Source organism: Chitinophaga filiformis (assembly GCF_021646545.1).
In the GTDB taxonomy this organism is placed as follows: Bacteria; Bacteroidota; Bacteroidia; order Chitinophagales; family Chitinophagaceae; genus Chitinophaga; species Chitinophaga filiformis_A.
The window spans coordinates 1,364,702-1,391,160 of sequence record NZ_JAKIRP010000001.1; the positions used below are offsets into that span (position 1 = coordinate 1,364,702).

17 protein-coding genes are annotated in these 26,459 nt (G+C 46.1%); 14 read left to right on the plus strand and 3 right to left on the minus strand.

Annotated features, from left to right (window positions below):
- Window positions 1-112 precede the first annotated feature (112 nt).
- The 14 genes from L3C95_RS05695 to L3C95_RS05760 all read left to right on the plus strand — a co-directional run bounded on the left by L3C95_RS05695 (window position 113) and on the right by L3C95_RS05760 (window position 23,550).
- Window positions 113-1,144 (plus strand): hypothetical protein, encoded by a 1,032-nt coding sequence (locus tag L3C95_RS05695; protein WP_236385820.1) that lies wholly within the window; start codon window positions 113-115, stop codon window positions 1,142-1,144.
- Between the two features lie 56 nt (window positions 1,145-1,200).
- Window positions 1,201-1,944, plus strand: coding sequence for an MlaE family ABC transporter permease (locus tag L3C95_RS05700; RefSeq protein WP_236385821.1), 744 nt, complete (start codon window positions 1,201-1,203; stop codon window positions 1,942-1,944).
- A gap of 76 nt (window positions 1,945-2,020) precedes the next feature.
- On the plus strand, window positions 2,021-2,824 hold the full coding sequence (locus L3C95_RS05705; RefSeq protein ID WP_236385822.1) for an ABC transporter ATP-binding protein: 804 nt from the start codon (window positions 2,021-2,023) through the stop codon (window positions 2,822-2,824).
- A 64-nt stretch (window positions 2,825-2,888) separates the two neighbouring features.
- Window positions 2,889-3,770, plus strand: a complete 882-nt coding sequence (gene sucD / locus L3C95_RS05710; protein ID WP_236385823.1) for a succinate--CoA ligase subunit alpha — start codon at window positions 2,889-2,891, stop codon at window positions 3,768-3,770.
- 217 nt (window positions 3,771-3,987) lie between these two features.
- Entirely contained in the window at window positions 3,988-10,092 is a 6,105-nt protein-coding gene (locus L3C95_RS05715; RefSeq protein WP_236385824.1) for an alpha-2-macroglobulin family protein, read from the plus strand.
- Between the two features lie 432 nt (window positions 10,093-10,524).
- Entirely contained in the window at window positions 10,525-11,919 is a 1,395-nt protein-coding gene (locus tag L3C95_RS05720; protein ID WP_236385825.1) for an alpha/beta hydrolase-fold protein, read from the plus strand.
- Window positions 11,920-11,923: 4 nt separating this feature from the next.
- Complete coding sequence (locus L3C95_RS05725) at window positions 11,924-14,299, plus strand: ABC transporter permease (RefSeq protein WP_236385826.1); 2,376 nt, start codon at window positions 11,924-11,926, stop codon at window positions 14,297-14,299.
- A 27-nt stretch (window positions 14,300-14,326) separates the two neighbouring features.
- Window positions 14,327-15,382, plus strand: a complete 1,056-nt coding sequence (locus L3C95_RS05730) for an NAD(P)/FAD-dependent oxidoreductase (RefSeq protein ID WP_236385827.1) — start codon at window positions 14,327-14,329, stop codon at window positions 15,380-15,382.
- Between the two features lie 86 nt (window positions 15,383-15,468).
- Window positions 15,469-17,217 (plus strand): aspartate--tRNA ligase, encoded by a 1,749-nt coding sequence (gene aspS / locus L3C95_RS05735; RefSeq protein WP_236385829.1) that lies wholly within the window; start codon window positions 15,469-15,471, stop codon window positions 17,215-17,217.
- A 209-nt stretch (window positions 17,218-17,426) separates the two neighbouring features.
- The gene (locus L3C95_RS05740; RefSeq protein WP_236385831.1) at window positions 17,427-17,957 is read left to right on the plus strand and encodes a glucosaminidase domain-containing protein; all 531 of its coding nucleotides are present in this window, start codon (window positions 17,427-17,429) and stop codon (window positions 17,955-17,957) included.
- Window positions 17,958-18,066: 109 nt separating this feature from the next.
- Window positions 18,067-19,431, plus strand: coding sequence for a hypothetical protein (locus L3C95_RS05745; protein WP_236385832.1), 1,365 nt, complete (start codon window positions 18,067-18,069; stop codon window positions 19,429-19,431).
- Window positions 19,403-20,662, plus strand: coding sequence for a GDSL-type esterase/lipase family protein (locus L3C95_RS05750; protein ID WP_236385833.1), 1,260 nt, complete (start codon window positions 19,403-19,405; stop codon window positions 20,660-20,662). The genes L3C95_RS05745 and L3C95_RS05750 overlap by 29 nt, the downstream gene beginning before the upstream one ends.
- Window positions 20,663-20,674: 12 nt before the next feature.
- Window positions 20,675-22,159, plus strand: coding sequence for an MBOAT family O-acyltransferase (locus L3C95_RS05755; protein ID WP_236385834.1), 1,485 nt, complete (start codon window positions 20,675-20,677; stop codon window positions 22,157-22,159).
- A gap of 68 nt (window positions 22,160-22,227) precedes the next feature.
- Window positions 22,228-23,550 (plus strand): porin, encoded by a 1,323-nt coding sequence (locus L3C95_RS05760; RefSeq protein WP_236385835.1) that lies wholly within the window; start codon window positions 22,228-22,230, stop codon window positions 23,548-23,550.
- 3 nt (window positions 23,551-23,553) lie between these two features.
- Here the strand turns inward: L3C95_RS05760 and L3C95_RS05765 are convergent, their stop codons facing one another.
- The 3 genes from L3C95_RS05765 to L3C95_RS05775 all read right to left on the minus strand — a co-directional run bounded on the left by L3C95_RS05765 (window position 23,554) and on the right by L3C95_RS05775 (window position 26,351).
- On the minus strand, window positions 23,554-24,600 hold the full coding sequence (locus L3C95_RS05765) for a sensor histidine kinase (protein ID WP_236385836.1): 1,047 nt from the start codon (window positions 24,598-24,600) through the stop codon (window positions 23,554-23,556).
- A 150-nt stretch (window positions 24,601-24,750) separates the two neighbouring features.
- Window positions 24,751-25,434 (minus strand): response regulator transcription factor, encoded by a 684-nt coding sequence (locus tag L3C95_RS05770; protein WP_106600547.1) that lies wholly within the window; start codon window positions 25,432-25,434, stop codon window positions 24,751-24,753.
- Window positions 25,435-25,604: 170 nt separating this feature from the next.
- A complete protein-coding gene (locus L3C95_RS05775; RefSeq protein WP_236385837.1) occupies window positions 25,605-26,351 on the minus strand; it encodes a DUF1003 domain-containing protein in 747 nt (248 codons plus the stop codon).
- Window positions 26,352-26,459: the final 108 nt, after the last annotated feature.

A 26,459-nucleotide genomic window follows, 5' to 3' on the forward strand; every position in this document is an offset into this window, starting at 1 on the left:
TTTGGAAAATAAATGATCAGGAATTGGGTATCCGGCATCTGATATAGTGGTAATCACCGCAGTATCGGGTACCGGATGCTTAATTCCTGATTTTTTTGATTGATATTTGGGTATGCAGCACATATCCAAGAAAAAGGCGTTTTTCCCGCTGAACCCTGCATTCAGGGGATATCTCAAACTGTATGAGAGAGAGGTGAGATTGCCCGTGTCTTACGAGGAGTTGCGTTATTTTGATAACAGCATTCCGGTGTACGACAAGGCGGGTAAGGATACTTTATGGGAATCTGTATTTTATCCGCAGAGCATGTACCACCAGTTACAGGCGGGGCTGAAGCGGATCTATTCCATCCTGAAGGCCGGAGGAGATCAGACAGCAGAAGAACACCTGGAAGTGGAACGTATCGACTACTGTACGTTTGGTAATTCCCACCCTTTCCGGATCAGGATACGGAACACATACAATGATGTGTACGATTACTTCTACATCAAGATAGCAGACGCTTCCCGTATTTACGGGCTGGAGCTGGAACATATATTATCGCCCTACTGGATCAGCTACATGATCGATGGCAATACACTGGTAGAAGAACATATTGCGGGTGTGCCGGGCGATCAGTTCATCCTTCATTACCTGGACAGGCCTGAATTCAATCCAAAACGTATAGCCAAGGAGTTTGTCAAATTCAATGAACGTTGTTTTGTGCGTTTACTGGGCGATATGCGTTCGTATAACTTCGTATTTGACATCACCCAGGACTTTGACGATGTACAGTTCCGCATACGTGCAATCGACTTTGATCAGCAGTTCTATGAGGGGAAACGGACGCTGTATATGCCGCAGTTCTTTAAGGAGAACCGGGTTTTTGTGGAACTGGCCATGAAGCACCTGAATGCAGAAGTGGTAAAACAGTATCAGCAGGAAGAGCGTTCGGTGATAGCCCGGAGGATCAAAACGCAGCGCCACCGCATAAAAGACCTCAGGGATGTGATCATGACAGACCAGGTATCGTTCCCCGAAAAGGTAGCTCAACTGGGCCACGAGCTGGCAGAATATTATGACGATCCTGTCTTTTCCCGTTGTAAAACAATGGGTGAGATCATTGAGCGCAGTCTGAAACGGCTGCTGGTAAGAAGTTTGAAATGAGTGGATAGCGTACAGGCTATGTAGTCCCAACTATTTTTCCCTATCTTTGGCCAGTTATGGAGTTTAGATTCTTTCATCATTTCGGAAGCTACCTGCTTATGCTTAAAGGCATGTTTTCCCGCCCGGAAAACATGAAAATGTTCTGGCGGGAGTTTATGCGGCAGTGTGTGGATATAGGTATTGGTTCGTTAGGCATCGTATTGATCATTTCATTGTTCATGGGAGGTGTAACCACCCTGCAGATCGCTTACCAGCTGGTAAGCCCACTCATTCCCAAATCCACTATTGCACAGGTGGTGCGGGATACCATCATTCTCGAATTTGCACCTACGCTGACCTGTATCGTACTGGCAGGGGTGGTAGGTTCCAAGATAGCTTCAGAACTGGGTAATATGCGTGTATCTGAACAGATAGACGCACAGGAGATCATGGGTATCAATACAAAGGGATACCTGATCATGCCCAAAATACTGGCAGCATTGATCATGATACCTTGCCTGATCTGCATTGCCGGCTTCCTGGGTATCTGGGGGGGCGAGAAAGCCGGAGAACTGGGTGGTATATTGTCTTCAGATCAATACTGGCAGGGGCTCAGGCAGGAATTTAAGGCGTATAACATCTTTTTCGCCCTGGCCAAATCGTTCGTATTTGCCTTCATTATTGCCAGCGTACCTTCTTATTATGGATATAATGTGGAGGGTGGCGCTTTAGAGATCGGTAAAGCAAGCACCAGTGCCGTAGTGGTAAGCTGTGTGCTGATACTGTTCATGGACTACCTGCTGGCAGCGCTATTGTTATAAGTAATCCATCTGCTACAGCGAACAGAGAAGGAGTAGTCCTGGTTTGTAGCCCCGGATCCATAATTCGTAATTGTTTATGATTGAATTGGTTAATATTAAGAAAGGCTTTGGAGATAAGATCATTCTGCCGGATGTATCTGCCGTTATGGAGACCGGGAAAGTGAACCTGATCATCGGTACCAGTGGCAGTGGAAAGACAGTGATGATGAAATGTATGGTGGGATTGATGGCGGTGGATGCCGGTAAGGTGTTGTACGACGGAAAGGATTTTACCGGGATGCCGGATAACGAAAAGAAGGAGATCCGCCAGCAGATAGGTATGCTATTCCAGGGATCCGCCCTGTTTGACAGCATGACGGTGGAGCAGAATGTGATGTTTCCGCTGGATATGTTTGGAAAAGGCACGCTGAGGGAAAAGAAGACCCGTGTGATGGAGTGCCTGGAAAGGGTAAATTTAAAGGAGGCAGCAAAAAAGTACCCGGCTGAAATCAGCGGGGGGATGAAAAAGAGGGTAGGGATAGCCCGTGCTATCGTGTTGAATCCCAAATACCTGTTTTGTGATGAGCCGAATTCTGGTCTGGACCCCCAGACTTCCCTGCTGATAGATAAGCTGATCAAGGATCTGACAATTGAGTACAATATTACCACAGTGATCAATACCCATGATATGAACACCGTAATGGAAAGCGGCGACCATATCGTGTATATGTACCAGGGACGTAAGCAGTGGGAAGGAAGTAATAAAGACATCATTTTCAGTAAAGATGAGAAGCTGAATGACTTTATCTTCGCATCCGAGTTCCTCAGGGACGCAAAGGAAATGAGGCAGATGGAAATGTTCCAGGACCAGAACTGGCGGAATCAGCTTAAAAAAGATTGATTTGGAATTTGGGATTAGGACTTTAATTTTGCCGATATCATTATAAAACAATAAACCAAGCGCGATGAGTGTTTTAGTTAATAAGCATAGCAAAGTGATTGTACAGGGCTTTACCGGTACAGAAGGCACATTCCATGCCACACAGATGATAGAATATGGCACGCAGGTAGTAGGCGGCGTTACGCCGGGAAAAGGCGGCACCAAGCACCTGGATCGTCCGGTTTTCAATACAGTAGATGATGCTGTAAAGGCTACCGGCGCTGATGTTTCTATCATTTTCGTTCCACCAGGGTTCGCTGCAGACGCTATCATGGAAGCTGCTGAAGCCGGTATAGAACTGATCGTATGTATCACTGAGGGCATTCCCGTTCAGGATATGATCAGGGCTAAAAACTTCCTGGTTGGCCGTAACAGCCGTCTGATCGGGCCTAACTGTCCTGGTGTAATCACTGCTGAAGAAGCTAAAGTAGGTATCATGCCGGGTTTCATTTTCAAGAAAGGTAACATCGGTATCGTATCCAAATCCGGTACCTTAACATATGAAGCTGCAGATCAGGTAGTTAAGGCTGGTCTGGGTGTTTCTACCGCTATCGGTATCGGTGGCGATCCAATCATCGGTACTCCTACCAAAGATGCGGTTGAACTGCTGATGAACGATCCTGAAACTGTGGGTATCATCATGATCGGTGAGATCGGTGGTAGCATGGAAGCTGAAGCGGCAAAATGGATCAAAGAAAACGGTACTAAACCTGTAGTTGGTTTCATCGCAGGTCAGACAGCTCCTCCGGGCCGTCGTATGGGCCACGCAGGTGCTATCATCGGTGGTGCTGATGATACCGCAGCTGCTAAGATGAAGATCATGGCAGAATGTGGTGTGCACGTAGTAGCAAGTCCTGCTGACATTGGTAAGACAATGGCGCAGGTTCTGAAAACTGTGAAAGCATAATAACCAATTGGTTACGTAATATATTATCCTCCCACGGGTGAAGCCGTCGGGAGGATTTTTTTTGTCCCCGGAGTTATTTTGTTGACTTTTATGCCAAAACCCTGTGGAATAGGAAGTTTTTCTGCATCCTATTCTGGAGATAAATGAATATCAAATGCTATCCCATATGCGTTTTATCGCCGTTTTTATTTTTTCAATTTTAAGCTGTACAACCGTTATGGCCCAATTTAACTATGACACCCACTGGAAGAAGGTACAAGAGCTGGATGGAAAAGGTCTGTTCAGATCGGCTTTGCTGGAACTTGATGTGATCTCAGAGAACGCTACAAAACAGCAGAATGAGGCACAGTTACTGAAGACTTACATCTACCGTATCAAGTATGTGGCTCACCTGGAGACGGAGACCAACGAAAAGGACAAGAATGCGAGCTGGAAGACACAATCCTTTTCTCCCACTGCCCGGGCCATCATGAAAAGTCTGCAGGGAGAGTCTCTGCAGCGTTACCTGGAAGATAACAGGTTTGAGCTTTATGAGCGTACAGACATAAAAGGCGATACCTCAATGGATGTTTCTACCTGGAGCGAAGACCGTCTTCACCGGGAGATAACCGCCGCTTATGAAGCCTCTCTACAGGACATTCCTGCGCTGAAGAAGGTGGATATCAGTAAGTACGAAGCGATCCTGCAGGCCGGTACCGCGAATGGACGGAAACGGCGTCCTACTTTGTATGACCTGGTTGCACACCGTGCCCTGGAATATTACAAGTCAGGGGAGAGCATGATCACCAGTCCTGAAAATCAATTTGAACTGACAGATCCAGCTGCGTTTGCTACTGCGGATGTTTTTATGCAGCACAGGTTTGCTACTACAGATGCTGCTTCCCTTCAATATAAGGCGCTGTTACTGCTGCAGGACCTGATGCGTTTCCATGCAAATGACAAAGCTGCGCTCCTTGATCTGGACCTGGAAAGAACAGCCTATATGAACCAGGTAGTGGTGATGCCTGACAAGGAAGCGCTGTATGTAAAGCTGCTGAAGGCGCAGGAAAAAGCTTATGAAGGGGAAAAGGAGGTGACACAGGTGATGTACCAACTGGCTTACTACTATTTTAATGAGGGCAGTAAAAAGACGGCGACCGTAGCAGAAGGTATGACGCCTGCAGCGGCTATGCAGCTGGCGAAAACACTTTGTGAAAAAGCAATAGCACTGGCGCCTGTTTCTGTCGGTGGCGCAAACTGTTTTGACCTGCTGCAGGGCATTAAAGGAAAAGCGCTGACGCTGGAAACAGAACTGGTCAATCTGCCGGGAATGCCTTTCCGCACCCTGGTGACCTACCGGAACACAGATAAGATCTATCTAAGAGTAGTACGTATAGACGAGGCTTTTCGTAACGCGCTGCGCGAGGCACAGGAAGACTACCGGGATACAACCAATAAATACTGGCGTTCAATTGTAGGTAAACAGCCATTGAAAACATGGGAACAGGCTCTTACCGGATCAGGAGATTTCAGAGAGCATGCTGCAGAGATAAAAATAGATGCTTTGCCACTGGGTACATATATGCTCGTAGCCAGTATGAACAAGGATTTCGGTCTGCAGGAGAATTTGCTGGCCATACAGTTTATCCATGTGTCGAACATCAGCTATATACTTCGTGAATACGATAACGATGATATTACCAGCAGGTATTACGTATTGCACAGGCAAACCGGTCAGCCACTGTCGGATACAAAACTGACAGTCTGGGGCAGGAATGAATCCGGAAGGTCGGCTAAGTTAACACAGGGACAGACCTACACCGCCAACAAAGACGGCATTATAGACGTGAAATGGGATAACAAACGTCAGAATGTAAGACTGGAATGGAAGAATGGAGAGGATCAGCTGTTTATAGACGATTATAAGTACGTATATCACTATAAGTATCAGCAACAGTCAGAAGAGTTAAAAGAGCAGCATAACAGCTTTATTTTCACGGACAGGGCTATTTATCGTCCTGGTCAGACGCTCTACTTTAAAGGCATCGTGCTGACCGCCAATCCTGGGGGAGCTAAGAGTAAAGTGATGCCGGGATTGAAAGCCACAATTGAGTTGTATGATGTCAATGGAGAGCTGGTAGATACAGTTCAAGTAACAACGAATGAATACGGTGCTTATGCTGGTAAATTCACATTACCTACCGGGCGTCTGAATGGTGAATTCCATCTGCAGGAAACCGGCGGAATAGCATATACTGCTTTCCAGGTGGAGGAATACAAGCGTCCGAAATTCTATGTAGAATTTGAACCGGTGAAAGGTACCTACCGCGTGAATGATTCTGTGAAAGTGACCGGTAAAGCGTTAGCGTATGCCGGTAACAACATAGATGGCGCACAGGTACAATACCGCGTAACGAGGAGAGCACGTTTCCCTTATCCATGGCTGATGTGGAGAATGCCATTCCAGAGCGAGTCCCGCGAGATCGTTCATGGAGAGGTAAAGACCGCTGCGGACGGTACCTTCAATATTACATTCCCAGCACTGCCCGACCTCAAAGTGCCTGCTGCGTTGAAGCCGATATTTACATATGCTGTTTCTGCTACTGTTACTGATATCAATGGAGAGACACATAGCGGAGACCAGATGGTAAATGCCGGCTATCAGGCGTTAGAAATAAAATTGAATCTGCCGGAGACTGTGTTGCAGAAGGACCTGGATTCTGTGAAGATCATCACACAGAATCTCAATGGCTCTTTTGAAGCGGCAGAAGTAGCGGTAAGTGTAAGTCCGGTAAAACCACCTGCACGTTTATTGCGCAGCAGATACTGGGCTAAACCTGATCAGTTTGTAATACCACAGGCGGAGTATGAAAAAGCATTCCCACATGATGTTTATAATGATGAAGATAACCGGGAGAGCTGGACAAGAGAAAAGGCAGTACTGACACAATCTGTTACGACCAGTGAAAAAGGAAATATTCATCTCGCGAAAGAAAAGTTATCTGCGGGATGGTATGAGCTGAAAGCAAGCACTAAAGATAAATATGGTGAGGAAGTAGTGCAGAAACAGGTGTTTGAAGTAGTTGATCCGTCGGAGAAGAAATTGTCTTACCCTGTATATGTATGGAAATATGCAGATGCAAAGAGAGTGGAACCGGGAGAGAAAAAGCAGATCCGTATAGGTTCTTCAGCTACGGATGTGCACGTACTGCAATTGTTGACACAATCAGGGAACAAAGAGACATTCAGTAGTTTTAGTATTAATGGTACGATTGAGAACAGAGACTATACAGCGCTGGAAAGCGACAGAGGCAATGCAGTGTTTCAATATGCTTTTGTGAAAGATAACAGGATATACACCCTCGCAGAAACAGTAAATGTACCCTGGTCTAATAAGCAGCTGGATGTGACAATTGCTTCTCATCGTGATAAGTTATTGCCTGGGGAGAAAGAGAAATGGCAGGTGAAGATCAAGGGTTATAAAGGTGAGCAGGTGGCTGCAGAAATGGTGGCTTCGATGTTTGATGCATCTCTGGATGAATTCCGCAGGCAGGATTGGTCTGTGCCTTCAGTATTGCCGCAGCTGGATGCTTTCCGCTTCTGGGTGGCTGAGGATAACTTCAAGAAGACAATGTCTATGAACCGGGATGGTATTACCCGTAAGAGTAGGCCTGAGGTGCCATCTTTTTCGTATGATCAGCTTAACTGGTTTGGCTGGTACCTGACAGGTGCGTATGTCTTGCTGGACGATAAGGAAGTGAGTATTGTAGGATATTCAGATGGAACACGACATAGATTTATGAAATCAGTTTCCAGAGTAAGACCAGAAGCTGCGGTGGCGATGGCGGCTATGCCGGCGCCGGCGGCGAAGGCTGATATGGAAGTTGCTGAGGCTAAGAAAGTACAGTATGGAGAGGGGGGCGTAGACAAGGCGGAAGATGCTGCGAGCGGAAAACCTGCTCAGGATGGTGGTACGACTAAACCTGCTGACAACATTCAGCCACGTAAAAACTTCAACGAAACAGCATTCTTTCTGCCTGAACTGCGTACAGATAAGGATGGTAATATCAGCTTTGAGTTCACAGTACCAGAGGCATTAACCCGCTGGCGTTTCCTGTCGCTGGCACATACGAAGGATGCTTCCTTCGGTATGGCAGAAACGAGTATTGTAACACAGAAACCGCTGATGGTGCAACCCAATGCGCCACGTTTTATGCGGGAGGGAGATAAAATAGCGTTCTCTGCGAAGATCAGCAACCTGGCAGACAGCGCACTGAAAGGCGAGGCAAGACTGGAACTGCTGGACGCAACGACGATGAAACCTGTAGACGGCTGGTTCCAGAACCTGTTCCCTGTGCAGCATTTTATTGTAGAGAAAGGGCAGAGCACCGTGGTGAGTTTCCCGATGCAGATCCCATTCAACTTTAATAGTTCACTGGTATACCGTGTAGTAGCACAGTCAGGTATCTATAGCGACGGAGAAGAAAACGCGCTGCCGGTATTGACCAACAATATACTGGTAACCGAGACACTGCCACTGTCTATGCGCGGCGATGGTACCCGTACATTCACGATGCCTAAGCTGTTGAAGAGTGGAGATTCTGAAACTTTACAACAGCATTCCTTCACACTCGAGTTCTCTGGCAATCCTGCCTGGTACGCAGTACAGGCATTGCCTTACCTGATGGAATACCCGTATGAATGTTCCGAGCAGATCTTTAACAGGTTCTATGCAAATACGCTGGCTACTTATATAGCTAATGCATTACCTGGTGTAAAGAACATATTCGAAAAATGGCGTACTACAGATACAGCTGCGCTACAGAGCAATCTGCAGAAAAACGAAGAGCTGAAGGCTGTGTTACTACAGGAAACTCCATGGGTGCTGGAAGCGAAGAATGAAGCAGAACAGAAAAAACGTCTCGCGCTGCTGTTTGATCTGCAACGTATGAGCAGCGAACAGCAAAGAGCAGCAAACCAGCTGCAGGAGCGCCAGATGGCTAATGGTGCTTTCCCATGGTTTAATGGTATGTGGGAAGACCGTTACATCACTCAGTACATCATTGCAGGTTTCGGTCGTTTACGTGAAGTGGGTGCATGGAAAGATGAAGACATGGGTGAAACCAGAGAAATGATCACCAAAGGTCTCGGATATCTTGATAAGGCGGTTGATCAAACCTATCATCAGCTGAAACGTGATAAGGTGGATATGAACGCTCAATGGATCGGATATATTGAAGCACATTATCTGTATACACGCAGTCTGTTTAAAGGTGAAGAACTTCCTGCTCAGTACCATGCGGCATATCAGTACTACCTGACACAGGCGAAGAAATACTGGACGAAAATGGATGTATATCCACAGGCCATGCTGGCAATTGCATTGAAGAAAGGTGGGGATGTTAAAACTGCTACAGAGATCATCAATTCCTTGAAAGAACGTGCTATTAACAACGATGAACTTGGTATGACCTGGAAAGAGATGCGCGGTGGATACTGGTGGTATCAGGCACCTGTAGAATCGCAGGCTATGCTGATCGCTGCCTTCAAAGAAGTGACCAACGATACCGTAGCGGTAGGCGATATGAAAACATGGTTGCTGAAGAATAAACAGACCAATAACTGGAATACTACCAAAGCTACAGCCGATGCATGTTATGCAATGCTGCTGGGCGGTAGTAACTGGTTAGCTGCTACACCTGAAATAGACATCAAAGCAGGCAGTGTTACTGTCAGCAGTGAGAAAGAAAAAACAGAAGCAGGTACAGGGTACTTTAAAAAATGTTTCAATACAAATGATGTAAAACCTGCTATGGGCGACATCGCAGTAACGGTGAAAGGCAGTAAAGGACAGCCTTCATGGGGCGCTGCGTACTGGCAGTATTTCGAACAATTAGATAAGATCACTCCGGCACAAACGCCGCTGAAACTCGAGAAGCAGTTGTTTATAGAAAAGAACACCAGTAGCGGACCTGTACTGACTGCTATTGAAGATGGCAACAGCCTTAAATTAGGTGATAAAGTGAAAGTGCGCATTGTAATGAGATCAGATCGTGACATGGAATACATTCACCTGAAAGATATGCGTGCAGCTTGTTTTGAGCCGCAGAATGTGATCAGTGAATGTAAATGGCAGAATAGTGTGAGTTATTATGAAAGCACGAAAGATGCAAGCACTAATTTCTTCTTTAGCAGTTTGAGAAAGGGAACTTATGTGTTTGAGTATACTTTGTTCGTAACACATCAGGGGAATTTCAGTAATGGTACCACTACTGCACAGTGTATGTATGCGCCGGAGTTTAGTGCGCATAGTGAGGGGATAAGAGTCAAGGTAGTCGAGTGATTACTATAATGTCAGTTTGATAAAACGCTGATCTGTAAAGGGTTTTGCCCGGCAGGTCAGCGTTTTTTTCGTTATATTGCTTCTCCATAATTCACGTTCATGCTGATCAATTATCTGTATATCCGCTGTAAGGGAATTACTGCTGCAGTCTTTCCCGGGAACAGCTATCGGTTGTTTTGATACTGTTAGTGACAGTCCTCTTCCCCGTAATCCGGAGAATGCCGAAGATCCGGTATAATTAGCTCTTACTGAAACCGGACATCCCTGTATCAAAACCGGACACTTGTCTCCTTAGAGGCGTTGTTAAATTGCTGATAATCAGTCATGTGTTGACATGGCATTCTTTTAGGATCATAACCCGTTGAGCTATAAATAACGGATAGCAATTGCTATTTTAAATCTGTTATTTGTCACTCCAAAATTGATCCATCTATGAAGCATATTGTCACTGTATTGCTCATCTTTTCATGTTTCACGGTCTCTGCCCAGGAGATCATCAAAGATTCTATCTATTCCAATGTGCTGAAAGAGCGGAGAAAGATAGAAGTGGTGATGCCTGACAATTACAAGCCGGGTGAAAGATTTGAAGTGACATATGTAACGGATGGAGAATGGAACACTAAGATAGTAGCGCAATTACAACGCTTTGCGCAGATCCAGTTCATGCCGCCAAATATTATTATAAGCCTGCCGAACACCTATGTAAACAAGGACAATTATCGCACAAGGGATTTCACACCTTACAAGATCCCCGATAATAAGTTAACCGGCGGAGCGGATGATTTTCTTTCATTCCTGAAGACTGAACTGATTCCTTATATCGAAAAAAAGTATCCTACTAAAGGATATAGAACATATTACGGTGGCTCATTGGGAGGAGTATTTGGCCTGTATGCTTTTTTTAAAGAATCTCAGTTATTCCAATCTTACTTACTGGCGGATCCTGCTTTCTGGTGGGGAAACGGTTTCCTGATGAAAATGGCAGCCGATAGTTTGCCATCTCTGCCAAATCCGGAAAGAACATTGTTGTTTACAGGAAGGGAGGGGCAAGCACTGAAAGGTATGGGTATTAAAGACATGGATTCTATTTTCCATGCAAAGGCGCCTGCTGCGTTACACTGGAAGACTTTGGTATATAGCGGGGAAACGCATAATTCCATGATCTTTAAAACTGTGTATGATGGATTTAAGTATACCTACAACGGCTACATGACTAAAGACCTCAACTATCATCCAATGTCAGGTATTATCCTGAAAGATAAACCATTTAACCTGTATTGCTTCCCTGAGGAGCATCTGGACGTGCATTATACAACAGACGGAACGGAACCGACCGCGGCATCGCCGAAGTTGACAGCGGGAGAGTCGCGAATTACGGTGCCTGTGCAACTGACGGTGAAAGTGCTGGCGGCAAGGGACGGATATGGGAAAACAAAAAAGGGCACTTTTGTAACTGGAGAGATGTGGCATGGAACAGCTAAACCGAAGAAAGTATTGCAGGGCGGTTTAGATACACTGGGTGGACAGGTCACTGGCTTTATTGAACTGAAAGAGCCAGGATACTATATTTTTGGTATAAATTCAGGTACAGATGCCACAATATCACTGAATAAACAGGTATTGATCAATTATAAAGCAAAGGCGGACGATGATGACGTTCAGTCGTATATCGTACCGTTGGACAAAGGCTTCTATCAATTTGATATGACTTATAATATTGCCGCGAACATACCCAGCCTGATGTATTTAGCCCCCGGAAAGGATGAGCCGACGCCGATCCCGACCGACATGCAATATCATACAGGAATGAGCAACCACAAAAAATAACAAGATGTTTAAGAGCTATCTGAAAGCAACGCTTCGAAACCTTTGGAAAAATAAAACCTACAGCTTTCTCAATATCTTCGGGTTAGCCATAGGGATTGTTTGTGCAGGTGTGATCTTCTTATGGGTAGAAGATGAAGTGAATTTTGACAGCACACATGTGAAGAAGGACAGGTTGTATGCGTTACAGGCGAACTGGGATTATGAAGGAAGTATCCGTACATTTTCCTCTACGCCGGGACTGGCAGGGCCAGCTATAAAAGAAGAGATCCCAGGTATTGCGAACACCTGCCGTGTGACGGATTTTACTCGTTCCCTGCTGTTCAACATAGGAGAGAAAGCAGTGTATGCAAGTGGTAAATATGCAGACCCTTCGCTTTTTGATATGTTTACCTTGCCTTTTGTGGAAGGCAATGCAGCAACGGCATTTAAAGACCTTTATACAATGGTGATCACACAAAAGACTGCAAAGCGGTTCTTTGATGATGATAAGAATATTGTAGGCAGAAGAGTAAAGGTGGACAATCAGCAGGAATATGTAATAAGTGGTGTGATCAAAGATCTGCCTGAAAATTCAACATTGCAGTTTGATTGGGTAGCCCCCTTCCAGGTTTACTTTCAGCAGCGGAAAGAAGCATTGTCTGACTGGTTAAGTAATTCGCCCCACACATATGTAGAGTTGGAGCCCAATGCAGACCGGGCCGCGATTGATAAAAAGCTGTATAATTTCATTGAGCAGAAAAATCCCAAAGCAATAAATCACCTGTTTCTGTTCAGTATGAATGATTGGCGTTTGTATGGAAATTTTGAAAATGGTAAACAGGCAGGCGGACGTATTACCTATGTCCGTATGTTCTCTCTTATTGCATGGATCATCCTCTTTATTGCATGTATCAACTTTATGAACCTGGCTACTGCCCGCAGTGAAAAGCGGGCCAGGGAAGTAGGTGTGCGTAAGGTGATGGGAGCCGGTAAGCGTGGACTGATCGTGCAGTTTATAGGAGAAGCGATGTTGATGGCGTTGTTTAGCTGCGCACTGGCAGTGCTGGTCATTTGGCTGACATTGCCGTTTACAAATACACTGATGGCAAAGAGCCTGACATTGGGATTGCAGCAGCCATTGCACATACTGGCATTGGTGCTGATCACACTCGTCTGTGGACTTGTAGCCGGAAGTTATCCTTCATTATATCTCTCTTCGTTCAATCCGGTTGCAGTGCTCAAAGGATTAAAAACAAAAACAGGAGGAGCTGCCTTTATCAGAAAGGGATTGGTGGTGTTGCAGTTTTCTGTGTCCATTATACTCATCATTTGCACGGTGATCATTTATCAACAGATACAACATGTGAAAAGCAGGGACCTGGGATTTAATAAAGAGCATTTGCTGAGTATAGATCTGAAAGCAAACATGCTGAACAATTTCAGCGCTATCAGGCAGGACCTGTTGAATACGGGGATGGTGGAAAATGTAGCCTTGTCCGATCATCCTACTATTTATGGTGGGAATAATACCAGTTCATTGAAATGGAAGGGCAAACCGGAGAATAGTGACATACTGATCTCGACAAGACTGGCAGGTTCCGGGTTTGTATCAACAATGGGTATGCAGCTGATAGAAGGAAGGGATTTTAACGAGGCAAACACCGATTCACAGAACGTTATCATTACGTCTTCCCTGGCCCGGATGATGGGAGAAGGAAGCGCATTGGGTAAAAAGATCGAGGCGCCAGCCAATAATGGTTCAACACTTTTCCTGACAGTCACAGGTGTGGTGAAAGATTATGTGTATGGTGATATGTATGCTACGCCGGACCCTGTGTTGTTCTACAATATGACACAGTTTGGGAATATTATGTATGTGCGTTTAAAGGGCACTGCAGATCCGGTAAAGGCAGTAGCTGCTATAGAAAAAGTCATCACTAAAGCGAATCCGGGTTATCCCTTTGGATATACTTTTGTAGATGATCAGTTTAATGACATGTTCCAGGCGGAGATGTTAGTGAACAGGTTGTCGCGTGTATTTGCGGGACTGGCTATCATCATTTCATGTTTAGGTTTATTTGGTCTGGCGGCTTATACAGCTGAACGCAGAACAAGGGAGATCGGTATCAGAAAAGTACTGGGCGCCAGCGTAGCCGGCATCACCGGCTTATTGTCCAGAGACTTCCTGCAACTGGTGATTATTTCCTGTGTGGTAGCGTTCCCACTGGCATGGTGGGCGATGTCTTCCTGGTTGCAGCAGTATGCTTACCGGGTGAATATTCAGTGGTGGGTATTCGTGCTGGCGGGTATCGCCGCTGTGATCATATCATTGATCACGATCAGTTTCCAATCTGTAAAAGCAGCGTTGGTAAATCCTATAAAAAGCCTTAAAACAGAATAGGCTGCGGTATCGTATTTTGCAGCCCAAATGAAAGTAGATTTTCTGATCATAGGGCAGGGCATCGCGGGCACCGTGTTAAGTTATACTTTGATGCAGGCCGGGCAATCTGTGCTGGTCATGGATGAATATAAGCCTAATAGCGCATCGCGTATTGCCGCAGGCGTGATTAACCCTGTTTCCGGTCGCCGGTTCACAGTAGCCTGGCAATACGACGAGATCTATCCGGTAGCCGTGCAGGTATACAGCGCGCTGGAGCAGCTGCTCGGGGTGCCGGTATTCAAACCACGTGATATCTACAACGTATTACCTTCTGAACAGTTGAAGGAGGCCTTCATGGAGCGCACCACGGGACTGTCTTATATGGAGGACCCGCCGGCGGAGAAGGTGAGTGCTTATAGTCAATGGCTGGACCAGCCCTATGGGGCGGCTATCGTAAAAGGGGCTACTGTGTTGTTACATAACCTGTTGCCCGCCTGGAGGAACTATCTGAAGCATCATAACAGCCTGCGGGAAGGAAGCCTGGACCTGTCCCGTCTTGAAATAAGCCCGGCGGGTGTAAAATATGCCGACATCAGCGCCCGTTACCTGGTGTTTTGTGAGGGCGCCGCTATTGTGAATAACCCCTGGTTTAATTACATCCCATTCCTGCTGAACAAAGGGGAGGTGCTGCATGTGCGGATCCCCGGTTTTTCAACCCCCGATATTGTAAAAAGGAGCGTGTCGCTTGTACCACAGCGTGAGGACACTTATTGGGTAGGGGCTACGTTTGCCTGGGAATACCCGGATGAAGCTCCTACGATGGAGAAGCGGGAAATTCTGGAAAAAGGCCTGGTGCAATTGCTGAAGGTTCCTTATCAGGTGCTGGACCAGCTGGCAGCAGTGCGGCCTTCGGGTACGGACCGTCGTCCTATTATGGGGTTGCACCCCAAATATCCGGCGCTTGGTATATTTAATGGGTTGGGTACTAAAGGAACCTCTCTGGCTCCAGCCATGGCGGCTGAATTTGTGGCTCACGTTCTTCGGAATGAGCCACTGCAGGCGGATACAGATATTAAACGCTTTTTTAACAGGTACAAGGGATAGAAATGCAGGCGGCAAAATGTATCTTTGCCGACCGTTTGGGCCTCGACCCCGGGAACACAAAAAGTTGAACTTTATAATATAAGTATATGTACAGAACGCACACTTGCGGCGAACTAAGACTGGAGCATAAAGGCACACAGGTATCATTGTCTGGTTGGGTCCAGGCAGTCAGGAAATTTGGAAGCATCACATTCGTGGATCTGCGTGACCGTTATGGTGTGACGCAGCTGTTGTTTGGAGAGTCTTTGAATCAGCAACTGGATAATCAGCCGCTGGGCCGTGAGTTCGTTATACAGGTATCTGGTACTGTTACTGAACGTTCCAATAAAAACCCGAATATCCCTACCGGTGACATTGAGATCACTATCGGGGAGTTTACAATATTAAACAGCGCTAAAACGCCTCCTTTCACTATCCAGGACGATACTGACGGTGGTGACGAGCTGCGCATGAAATACCGCTATCTCGACCTGCGCCGTAACATCGTGAAGCAGAACCTGGAACTGCGCTACCGTGTGAACAGAGCTGCCCGTAACTACCTGGATAGCAGGGGCTTTATGGATATAGAAACGCCGTTTCTTATTAAATCCACTCCGGAGGGCGCCCGCGACTTCGTAGTGCCAAGCCGTATGAATGCCAATGAGTTCTACGCATTGCCACAGTCGCCGCAAACCTTCAAGCAGCTGCTGATGGTAAGCGGTTACGACAGGTATTACCAGATCGTAAAATGTTTCCGTGATGAGGACCTCCGCGCTGACCGTCAGCCGGAATTTACCCAGATCGATTGTGAAATGAGCTTTGTAGAGCAGGAAGACATCCTCAACACCTTTGAGGACATGCTGAAATATATCTTCCAGGAGATTAAAGGAATCTCTTTCGAGGGTAAATTCCCCCGTATGACCTGGGATGACGCCATGGAGTTCTACGGTAACGATAAGCCGGATATCCGCTTCGAAATGAAGCTGGTGAACATGAACGATACTGTTAAGGGCAATAATTTCAAAGTATTTGATGAGGCTGAACTGGTAGTGGCTATCTGTGCGAAAGGTTGTGCCGAATATACCCGTAAGCAGCTGGATGAGCTGACTGACTGGGTAAAGCGTCCACAGATCGGCATGAGTGGTTTGATCTACGCCAGATATAATGCAGATGGAACAATAAAAAGCTCAGTAGATAAGTTCTTTGATGAAGAGAAACTGAAGGGATGGGCTGAAAAATGCCAGGCACAACCGGGCGACCTGATCCTGGTGCTGGCCGGCAAAGAAGAACGTACCCGTAAGGCAATGAGTGAGTTACGCCTGGAAATGGGCGAGCGTCTGGGCCTGAGGGACAAAAATGTATTTAAACCATTGTGGGTGATCGACTTCCCATTGTTTGAGTATGCAGAAGAGGAAAACCGCTGGGTAGCCCGTCACCATCCTTTCACTTCGCCCAAGCCGGAACACATCAGCTGGATGGCTGATCTGTCCAAATACGCAGACATCAAGGCAAATGCATACGATATAGTGCTGAATGGTACAGAAGTAGGTGGTGGATCCATCCGTATTTTCCAGCGCGACCTGCAGGAGAAAATGTTTGCTGCGCTGGGTATGAGCCCTGAGGAAGCCAATCACAAATTCGGTTTCCTGCTGGGTGCTTTTGAATATGGAGCACCTCCACATGGAGGTATCGCCTTCGGCTTCGACCGCCTCTGCTCGCTGCTGGGTGGTAGTGAAACAATCCGCGACTTTATCGCTTTCCCTAAGAACAATTCCGGCCGAGACGTCATGCTGGACGCGCCTAGCGCCATTGATCAGGCTCAGCTGAATGAGCTGAAGATCAGCCTGGTGAAATAAATTGGCACGGACTTTGTCTTTCTGGGTGGCAAATAAACTGAATCCCCCTTGATGCTGTAAAAAACGGTGTTAAGGGGGATTGGTGCAAACTAAAGAACGCATCTAATTAACACGATTTTAATAAAGAATAGATTAGTAAATTTTAATAAGTTATAGTCATATTGTACAAATATTTCAACTATATTGCCGGTACAAAAAACAATTCTGCCATGACATCTAAGAAAATGTTTCGCAGGGGATGGTTTTGTGCTCTGTTGGGTATACTTTTGTTTAGCAGTAGTACCGCTTTTTCACAACGTTACGCCACTAACTATGTGAATAAATATAAGCCGGTTGCTATCCGCATCATGAATGAGAAAGGTATCCCTGCAAGTGTAATATTAGGTATTGCTATGCTGGAATCAGGGATGGGGACGAGTAAGAATGCAAGATTGTTGTACAACCATTTTGGAATTGTGGGACGTAATAGTCTTCATAAGAAAAAGGGGGTAGCCTATCGCTCACGGTATAAAGAGTTCGCCAACGCAGAGGCTTCATTTAACTACTTTGCCAACATGGTAACCCGTAAAAAATGGTTCTCTTCGATGAAGGGAAACGTTGAGTACAAGCTCTGGCTCAAACATATGAACCATGCAGGTTATTCCTCTGCAGGACATGAATGGGTGAAAAGAGTTACAAGCATGATCAATCGCTATAAATTATACAAACTGGATGAGCAAATGGCATATACCGGAGGTTAATTTATAGTCTGAGTTTTTATACGAACAAAATCAGATTCAGCAATTTATGTCCGGCAAAAACAAATCTGCCTATCCTTTTTACATCATCGCGGGGACTCTATTATGTTTAGTGGCACTGTCACTCGTAAAGAACAGCTTCTCCTACAATGAGTTTACAACCCGGCCCCTGGATCTTTTAGCTGACATTAGAAAAGATGCCCCGGTTGCCCCTGAAGATATCGATACTGACAGCGCCCTGATAGCAGCTGATTTACCTGAAGATACCTCTACCATTGTCACTGATTCTGCAGGAGCAGCAATTGCGGCTATACCAGACCCTGATCACTTACACAATTTCGCTACCTATACAGGTATCATCAACTACCTGCCACCTGCAGGAGCTGACAGCACAGTTAAAGCTGGCCTGCAGCACTTCCTCCTGGCTCTGGACGAGCTGAAAGCGAAGAAAAGAAAGAAAGTTCGTATCGCGTATTTTGGCGATTCCATGATAGAAGGAGACCTGATCACAGAAGATCTGCGGGACAGTCTGCAGCATCTTTTCGGAGGAGAAGGCGTGGGTTTTGTACCGGTGACCTCCGTAGTAGCCGGATTCCGGACCACGATTACACATACCTTTTCGAAGGACTGGAAAGACTACAGCTACAAGCAGTTGCCGCCTACCAATCTTTTCCTGGGTATGTCCGGGCATACCTTTATACCCGGAGAGTCCAGCTGGATCAAATATCAGTCGGTAAAAAAACGTGGCCTTAACAGATTTGCGCAGGTGAGTGTACTGTATGGACCTGTTGCTGCCGGCAATATTTCCGTGAATAACAAAGCATACGCATTATCCGGGCAGCGGCCCGTTAATAAGCTGTCCCTTCAGCTTGATTCGGCTCAGCAGGTGATGATCAAATGGGGCGGAGGCAGTGCTGCGCCGTTCTATGGCGTGTGTTTTGAAGGAGACACCGGCGTCTATGTAGATAACTATTCATTCCGCGGTATCAGCGGAATAGAGCTCGGCAAGCTGTCAGGCAAGCTGTTACAGCAGATGCAGTCTGAACATCCCTATGATCTGATCGTATTGCATTATGGCGCAAATGTGTTGTGGAAACCTGAGCTGACCGACTATAAATGGTATGGAAGTCCTATGACAAAAGTATTGGACTCCCTGCGTAATGACCTGCCAAATGCTTCATTTCTCGTAATAAGTACAGCCGATAAATCATACAAAAAAAGTGGAAATTATGTCACCGCACCGGGTGTGACTGCTTTGCTGAAAGTTCAGCATGAACTGGCAAAAGCACATGGCGCAGCTTACTGGAACCTGTATGCTGCCATGGGGGGAGAAAACTCTATGATCCGTTGGGTAGAGGGCGATCCGGTGCTGGCGAATAAGGACTACACTCATTTTAACAGACAGGGAGCGGCCAGGGTGGGAGCGCTGCTGTATAAAGCGATGATGGATGAATATAAGCAGTTGGCACACGAGTAAGAAAGGAATTATCAGTTTATTTACGGGAGTATTGACCACCATCAGTAGCATTGCTGTGGGGCAAAACAACAGTATAGCACAGGATACAGCTTTGTACCGTTTCTTTGCAGCCCTGAATAAGTCTGATAGTAACGTTATATCCGTTTTGCATCTGGGAGATTCTCATGTACAGGCGGGCTTCTTTCCATTCACTACAGCCTTCTTCCTGCAACAGGATTTTGGAAGCGCTGGCAGGGGATGGGTATTCCCGTATAATCTCGCTAACACGAATGGCCCTGCAGACTATCGCTGGAACAGTACCGGCAGATGGGAAGTGGATAAGATCATAGACAGGAGTAAATCTACCGATATACTGGGACCGGGCGCTATAGTGCTTACTTCCAGAAATGATGCGCCTACATTGGCGTTCAATGGCCGGCAGGATGATGAGCGAATGGACAACAATATCCGCCAGGCGGAATTGTTCTTTGATCCGGGTACTGACGATTCTTCGATCAGTGTACCGGGAGCCGGTGTAGATATTTCTTCTGCTCCTTTCGAAGGTGGTACGCCTACCTTAAGGAAGGCATCGCTGACATTTGCGGCGCCTGTTCAGGCCTTCCAGGTACGATGGGACCGGCGGAATGCACAACCTTTCCGGTTTTATGGCGCGCTGCTGCAGAACGGGCAAAACGGAGTGCTGTACAGCGCTGTAGGTATCAATGGGGCGATGTATCAGCACTACAATGAGAATAATGGTACACTGATAGCAGAAATGGAAGTGATGCAACCGCAGCTGGTGATCATTTCCCTTGGTACGAATGAAGCCTATGGCAGCCTGAATGCGGCCGCATTCCGTGAACAGATCGATGAGGCAGTGAGAACGGTCAGAAAGTATCAGCCGAAGGCATCTATTGTGCTGACAACGCCGCCGGAGTGTAAGCGCGTAAGCAAAAGACCATACAGGAGAAAAGTGGGGAAGAAATACAAAACGTATTACCGCGTAGCATATTATCCTAATCCTTATATAGCTGTTGTGACCCAGCAGATTATGAGTTACTGCCGGGAGAACGGGCTGGCCTGCTGGAATTTTAATGGAGTGAACAAAGCGATGGTAAAAAGCTTTGCCGGCGGATGGTCCGGAGATCATATTCATTTTAATGCAAGGGGCTACCAGTTGCAGGGGAAACTGTTATATGAGGCGCTGCGTAATAGTTATGATAAATTTTTAAAAAGTAGAAAAGACCCATAAAATTCTAGCTGAATGATTGATGCCAACAAGCTGCTGGAGATCTTCCTATACCAGAAAGACGATCCCATACTGTTCAACAGCGCTTTTTTCTTTTATTTCTTTGCCTTCTTCCTGTTATGCTACCTGGCGGTAGGCCGGAGTAAAGCGGGCAGGGTATGGGTATTTACTATCTTTTCACTTTACTTTTTCTATAAAGCCTGCGGCATGTATGTTGGGCTGGTGATCCTTTCGGCCATCGTCGATTTCAACCTGTCCAGGTATATATATGATTCGGAGAGCAAGCGGGAACAGAAGGCATTACTGATCATCAGTATTATTCTCAACCTGGGACTACTGTTCTTCTTCAAATACACCGACTTTTTCATTGGAATCGCCAATGATCTGCACCTGGGTAAGGTAGAGCCGCTAAAGCTGCTCCTGCCTATCGGTATTTCGTTTTATACGTTCGAGAACCTCAGTTACACTATTGATGTGTACAGGCGGGAGATAAAGCCGGTAGACAATTTTATGGACTACCTGTTCTTCCTGTCTTTCTTTCCCAAGTTGATGATGGGACCGATTGTGAGGGCGGCTGATTTCATTCCGCAGATCTCCCAGCCTTATGTGCTTGATACAGAGGATATTGGTAAAGGCATGTACCTGATCATAGGTGGATTGTTCAAAAAAGTAGTGATCTCGGACTTTATTAACCAGAATTTCGTTCAGTATATCTTTGATGATCCTTCCAAACACACGGGGCTGGAATGCTTGTTGGGCGTGTATGGCTATGCCATGATCATCTATTGTGACTTCTCCGGTTATTCTGATATGGCACTGGGTATAGCCCGATGGACCGGTTTTAAAATTCCCCCGAACTTTGACTCTCCTTACCAAAGCTCCAGCATTACGGAATTCTGGCGCCGCTGGCATATTTCTCTCTCATCCTGGTTAAGGGATTACCTGTACATTCCATTAGGAGGAAACCGTAAAGGCAAGGTACGCCAGTACATCAATCTGGGACTGACCATGCTGATAGGTGGCTTCTGGCATGGCGCCAGCTGGAATTTTATCTTCTGGGGAGCGATGCATGGCAGTGCGCTGGCGGTAGATAAAGTAAGAATTGACTGGTTGAAGAAACGTGGGAGCGTGGCGACCGGCTGGGTAGGTACATTGCTTAAAATAGGCGGCATACTGCTCACTTTCCACTTCGTGTGCTTCTGCTGGATATTCTTTAAGGCAGCAACTTTCCAGGATTCCTGGGCATTGTTGCACCAGGTAGTGTACGATTTTCAGCCCGGAGTATGGCTGGAACTGTATAATGGTTATACGGCGGTGTTCTGGGTGATGCTCCTGGGTTTTGTGCTGCATTTCCTGCCTAAACGGACGGAACAGTTCACTGAGCAGGCATTGTCCCGCGTTCCTGTAGTCGGTAGCGTCGTGATCATGGTGGTATTCATCTGGCTATTGGTACAGGTGAAGTCATCCCAGCCAATGATGCCAATTTATCTGCAGTTTTAGGGAGTTATCTTTTGGAGTTATCTTTTTGTTATCATTCTTTTTCCGTTGTTTTGCGCAAATTTTCCTGAATGCGACTTAAACATATGGCAATCATCTGCTTGCCTTTGTTATTTTCCGGTATTGCCAAAGCACAGTTTCTGATGGACATGATTGATACCACTACGAGTGTAGGGAAAGGTATGTTCTCATTATATCAGAAGTACGACGCTGTGCGCTTCAGCGGATATATTCAACCACAGTTCCAGTATGCCAGCTCAAAAGGAATAAACAGCTATGCCGGCGGAAACTTCCCCAATGAGGTAGACAACAGGTTTACGCTGCGACGTGGCCGTTTCCGTCTTGATTACGCCCGGTACGATGAAGCGCGTATGCCGGTGGTACAATTCGCCTTTCAGTTTGATGGTACGGAAAGGGGGGTATTCATCCGTGATTTCTTTGGTCGCATTTTCGAGAACAAATGGGACGTTTTTTCACTTACAGCAGGTATGTTTGCCCGTCCTATCAGTTATGAGGTGAATCTTTCTTCCGGCGATCGTGAAACGCCCGAACGTGGACGTATGTCGCAGATCCTGATGAGGACGGAGCGTGACATAGGCGCCATGGTTACTTTTGAGCCCCGTCGTCCTAACCACCCTTTGAGGTACCTGAAGATTGACGCCGGTCTGTTCAATGGACAGGGATTGACGGCTACCAGCGATTTTGACAGTCATAAAGATTTTATTACCCGTGTTGCAGTAAAACCAGTTAAACTGAACAGCAGGAACTGGCGGTTGTCCGGAGCTGTGTCTATGCTGTACGGTGGGATGGAGCAGTTCACCCGCTACATTTACAAAATGGGCCAGACGGCAGGCAAACCGGCATATTACGTTGATTCTTCGCTCACTAATCCGGGTAAAATTGCTCCCCGCCACTATTATGGAGCAGATATGCAGTTCAGGGTGCCTAACGGGAAAAATAAGGGAGCTACAGAGATCAGGCTGGAATATCTGCGTGGTACGCAGACAGCAACGGCCTCCACTAGTGAAACACCGGGCGCAATTCCTGTCAGCGGAGGTGTGAATGCCCCGTTATACATCAGGAATTTTGACGGTGCCTATCTGTACCTGTTACAAAACCTGGGTAACCCGAGGGACCTGATCGTAGTGAAATATGACTGGTATGATCCCAACAAGAAAGTGAAGGGAAAAGAAATCGGCACTGCGAATGGAGGAATGACTGCAGCAGACATCCGCTATAATACCCTCGGCGTCGGTTTTGTGCATTATTTCAATGCGAATATGAAGGTAATGTTGTACTACGACTACGTTAAAAATGAATCTACTTCCCTGGATGGGTATACGGAGGATCGGCCGGACAACGTATTCACCTGCAGGCTTCAATACCGTTTTTAAGACTTATTCGCCCGATTCCAGCGTAAAACCGAAAGTGGAACCTATCTCTGGCTTACTGCGGATGTTGATGGTTTGACCATGAGCTTCCACGATGTGTTTTACGATTGCCAGTCCCAGACCGGTACCGCCAATATCCCGGCTACGGGCTCTGTCAGTACGATAGAAGCGTTCAAATACGCGGGGCAGGTGTTCTTCTGCAATACCGATGCCATCGTCTGATATTTCGATCAGTACACGTTTATCGTCCATTATATACACACTGGCCACCGTATGTCCGTCAGGACGGCCATATTTGATGGAGTTGTCTACGAGATTGATCAGTACCTGTCTTACCTTTTCCTTATCGGCCAGCACATGGATGGGGGCTTCACAGCCTTTCTTCACGTTAAACTTGATCCCTTTGGTATTGGCTTTAAGGGACAAGGTATCAAAGACATCCCTGATAAGGTCCTGGATAACAAAGTTCTCACCGTTAATAGTCATTTCACCGCTTTCCAGTTTGGATATTTCATCCAGGTCATCGATTAGCCGGCAAAGCCTGTCAATGTTCTTGGTGGCATTTTTCAGGAAGATCTTGTTAACGTTCGGGTCTTCCAACGCACCGTCGAGCAGGGTATGAATATATCCCTGTACAGCGAAGATGGGCGTTTTCAGTTCATGGCTGAGATTCAGGAGGAACTCTTTACGGAATTCTTCATTACGGCGCAGCATGTCCAGCTCTTCCTTTTTCTGGCTGGCCCATTTTTCCACATCTTCACTTACCTCTTCGATGGTCTTCAGCGGCAGGATGTTCTTGTTGAAGAACTCTTCCCTTTTGGAGGCCTTGGTCTGGTAAATGAATTTGTAAATGAGTTTTATTTTCCTGTAAATGAAGTTCTGCAAGGTATACAGATACAGGTAATACGACACCAGGAAGGTGAGTACAAACGCAATCAGCACTATTTTCCAGTGAGCATTTATCAGGAGGGTGCCCAGGGTAATAATAACCGAAAGTATGAGGGCAGTAAATCCTGCCAGTTTCTGTGGAGAAAGATTCTTGGCTTTAAACATACTCCATAATGAGTAATCGTTATAATAGCGGGAAATTAAACCAATTTTTTCACTTGACATAACACACAAAGCTGGATACGCAATGCCCGTTTGCGCATCTTTGAGTAGAAGAAATAGTGGTTAAATGGTAAGTATGCGAGCAGGTGAAGTTTACATCTCGAACTTATAGCCTACGCCCTTCACTGTAGTAATGAGGTCAATACCTATTTTCTGGCGTATTTTACGGATGTGTACATCGATAGTACGGTCGCCGACAATTACTTCTGTGCCCCACACCTGGTTCAGTATCTCGTTGCGGAGAAATACACGGCCGGGTTTTGATGCCAGCAACTGCAGCAGTTCAAACTCTTTTTTTGCCAGGATGATCTCCTGACCTTTGTATGTTACTGTGAATTTTTCGCGGTCGATGATCAGATCGCCCAGTTGCACCTGCATATCTTCAGGTTTGTGCAGACGGCGGAAAAGCGCGTTAATACGGCTTACCAGTAATTTTGGCTTGATGGGTTTTGCGATATAGTCATCAGCTCCCATGTTCAAACCGTCTATTTCTGATTTTTCATCGTTCAGTGCAGTGAGGAACAACACCATGGTATCTTTAAATTCAGGGATCTTCCGGATCTCGCGACAGGTATCAATACCGTTTTTATTCGGCATCATGATATCCAGCATGATAAGGTCGGGGCGGAATACTTTCGCTTTCTGAACGGCTTCGCTGCCATCTTTTGCCGTGATAGTATCGTATCCGGCTGATTTAAGATTATAGCTGATGATTTCCAGAATATCGATCTCGTCATCCACCACCAAGATTTTACCTGCAACCGCTTGGTCTATCATATAAATTGACTTTTAAAGACGGCACAAAATTATAACGCCGTCTCCGCTATTAATGAAAAGTTAACATTATCTAATTGTTAATTCGGTCATAATGCACAACCGCAAAGGAATACGGGCTATACAAAATTACGCTTTTTTTTGCTGAGGGTACGGATGTCAGAATAGTATTATTATGCGTGGTCGCCATTCGTATGTTTGTGATTATTAGTACTTCCCGCGATTTTTTTCAGGGCTTGATTTACTTCGTTGAGCATTTCCAGCTGGGTTTGCTGTATTTCCATCATATCCTGTTGCTGATGGAGAATGAGATGGTCTATTTTCTCGTGAAGGATCCTCACCTCCAATTCAGATTTCAGGTTGATCATATAGTCATTTTTGGCCCTCTGTCTGTCCTTTTCTTCCTGTCTGTTCTGGCTCATCATAATGACAGGAGCCTGCAGCGCTGCCAGGCAGGACAGAATGAGGTTCAGGAGAATGAAAGGGTAGGGGTCAAAGCCTTTATTGACCAGCCAGTATACGTTAATGGCCATCCAGGTCAGAATGAACAGGAGAAACAGGATAATAAAGGTCCAGCTACCACCGAAGGAAGCTATTTTGTCTGCCAGGCGCTGTCCGAAGGTGAAACTGGCTGGATTCTCACCTGCTTCCAGTTTATCCGTCAGTGTTTCATGCTCTTTCAGCTTTTGCAGGACCATCTTCTCCATTTCGGTCAGTTCTCCTATTTCCCTGGCAAACAGGTGTTCCAGGTATTTTTGCCGGTATTCGTTCAGTTCTGAAACGGCCAGATGTGATTTGGGCGTGATATGCGGATGATCTTTCCGGACCAGTTCCAGGATGTTTTTGCTGACGCTTCGGCAATGTACTTTCTCTGAAGTTGGGAAGGGTTTTCCTGACATATCACTAATAAACGTTTGCATATGAAACTCACTGTTTTGGAGGCTTAAAAGTACGCTTAATAGACCGGAAATGCGGCGCTGTGGTAATTTGGTAGTAAATTTGCTATACTGGCTTTAGTATGTAAGAGT

Excerpts from the sequence above, each read along its gene's own strand:
- aspS (WP_236385829.1), top strand. The coding sequence starts at position 15,469 with ATGTACAGAACGCACACTTGCGGCGAACTAAGACTGGAGCATAAAGGC.
- L3C95_RS05725 (WP_236385826.1), top strand. The coding sequence starts at position 11,924 with ATGTTTAAGAGCTATCTGAAAGCAACGCTTCGAAACCTTTGGAAAAAT.
- L3C95_RS05775 (WP_236385837.1), bottom strand. The coding sequence starts at position 26,351 with ATGCAAACGTTTATTAGTGATATGTCAGGAAAACCCTTCCCAACTTCA.
- L3C95_RS05770 (WP_106600547.1), bottom strand. The coding sequence starts at position 25,434 with ATGATAGACCAAGCGGTTGCAGGTAAAATCTTGGTGGTGGATGACGAG.
- L3C95_RS05730 (WP_236385827.1), top strand. The coding sequence starts at position 14,327 with ATGAAAGTAGATTTTCTGATCATAGGGCAGGGCATCGCGGGCACCGTG.
- L3C95_RS05755 (WP_236385834.1), top strand. The coding sequence starts at position 20,675 with ATGATTGATGCCAACAAGCTGCTGGAGATCTTCCTATACCAGAAAGAC.
- L3C95_RS05695 (WP_236385820.1), top strand. The coding sequence starts at position 113 with ATGCAGCACATATCCAAGAAAAAGGCGTTTTTCCCGCTGAACCCTGCA.
- L3C95_RS05760 (WP_236385835.1), top strand. The coding sequence starts at position 22,228 with ATGCGACTTAAACATATGGCAATCATCTGCTTGCCTTTGTTATTTTCC.
- sucD (WP_236385823.1), top strand. The coding sequence starts at position 2,889 with ATGAGTGTTTTAGTTAATAAGCATAGCAAAGTGATTGTACAGGGCTTT.
- L3C95_RS05750 (WP_236385833.1), top strand. The coding sequence starts at position 19,403 with ATGAATATAAGCAGTTGGCACACGAGTAAGAAAGGAATTATCAGTTTA.
- L3C95_RS05765 (WP_236385836.1), bottom strand. The coding sequence starts at position 24,600 with ATGTTTAAAGCCAAGAATCTTTCTCCACAGAAACTGGCAGGATTTACT.
- L3C95_RS05715 (WP_236385824.1), top strand. The coding sequence starts at position 3,988 with ATGGCCCAATTTAACTATGACACCCACTGGAAGAAGGTACAAGAGCTG.
- L3C95_RS05740 (WP_236385831.1), top strand. The coding sequence starts at position 17,427 with ATGACATCTAAGAAAATGTTTCGCAGGGGATGGTTTTGTGCTCTGTTG.
- L3C95_RS05705 (WP_236385822.1), top strand. The coding sequence starts at position 2,021 with ATGATTGAATTGGTTAATATTAAGAAAGGCTTTGGAGATAAGATCATT.
- L3C95_RS05700 (WP_236385821.1), top strand. The coding sequence starts at position 1,201 with ATGGAGTTTAGATTCTTTCATCATTTCGGAAGCTACCTGCTTATGCTT.
- L3C95_RS05720 (WP_236385825.1), top strand. The coding sequence starts at position 10,525 with ATGAAGCATATTGTCACTGTATTGCTCATCTTTTCATGTTTCACGGTC.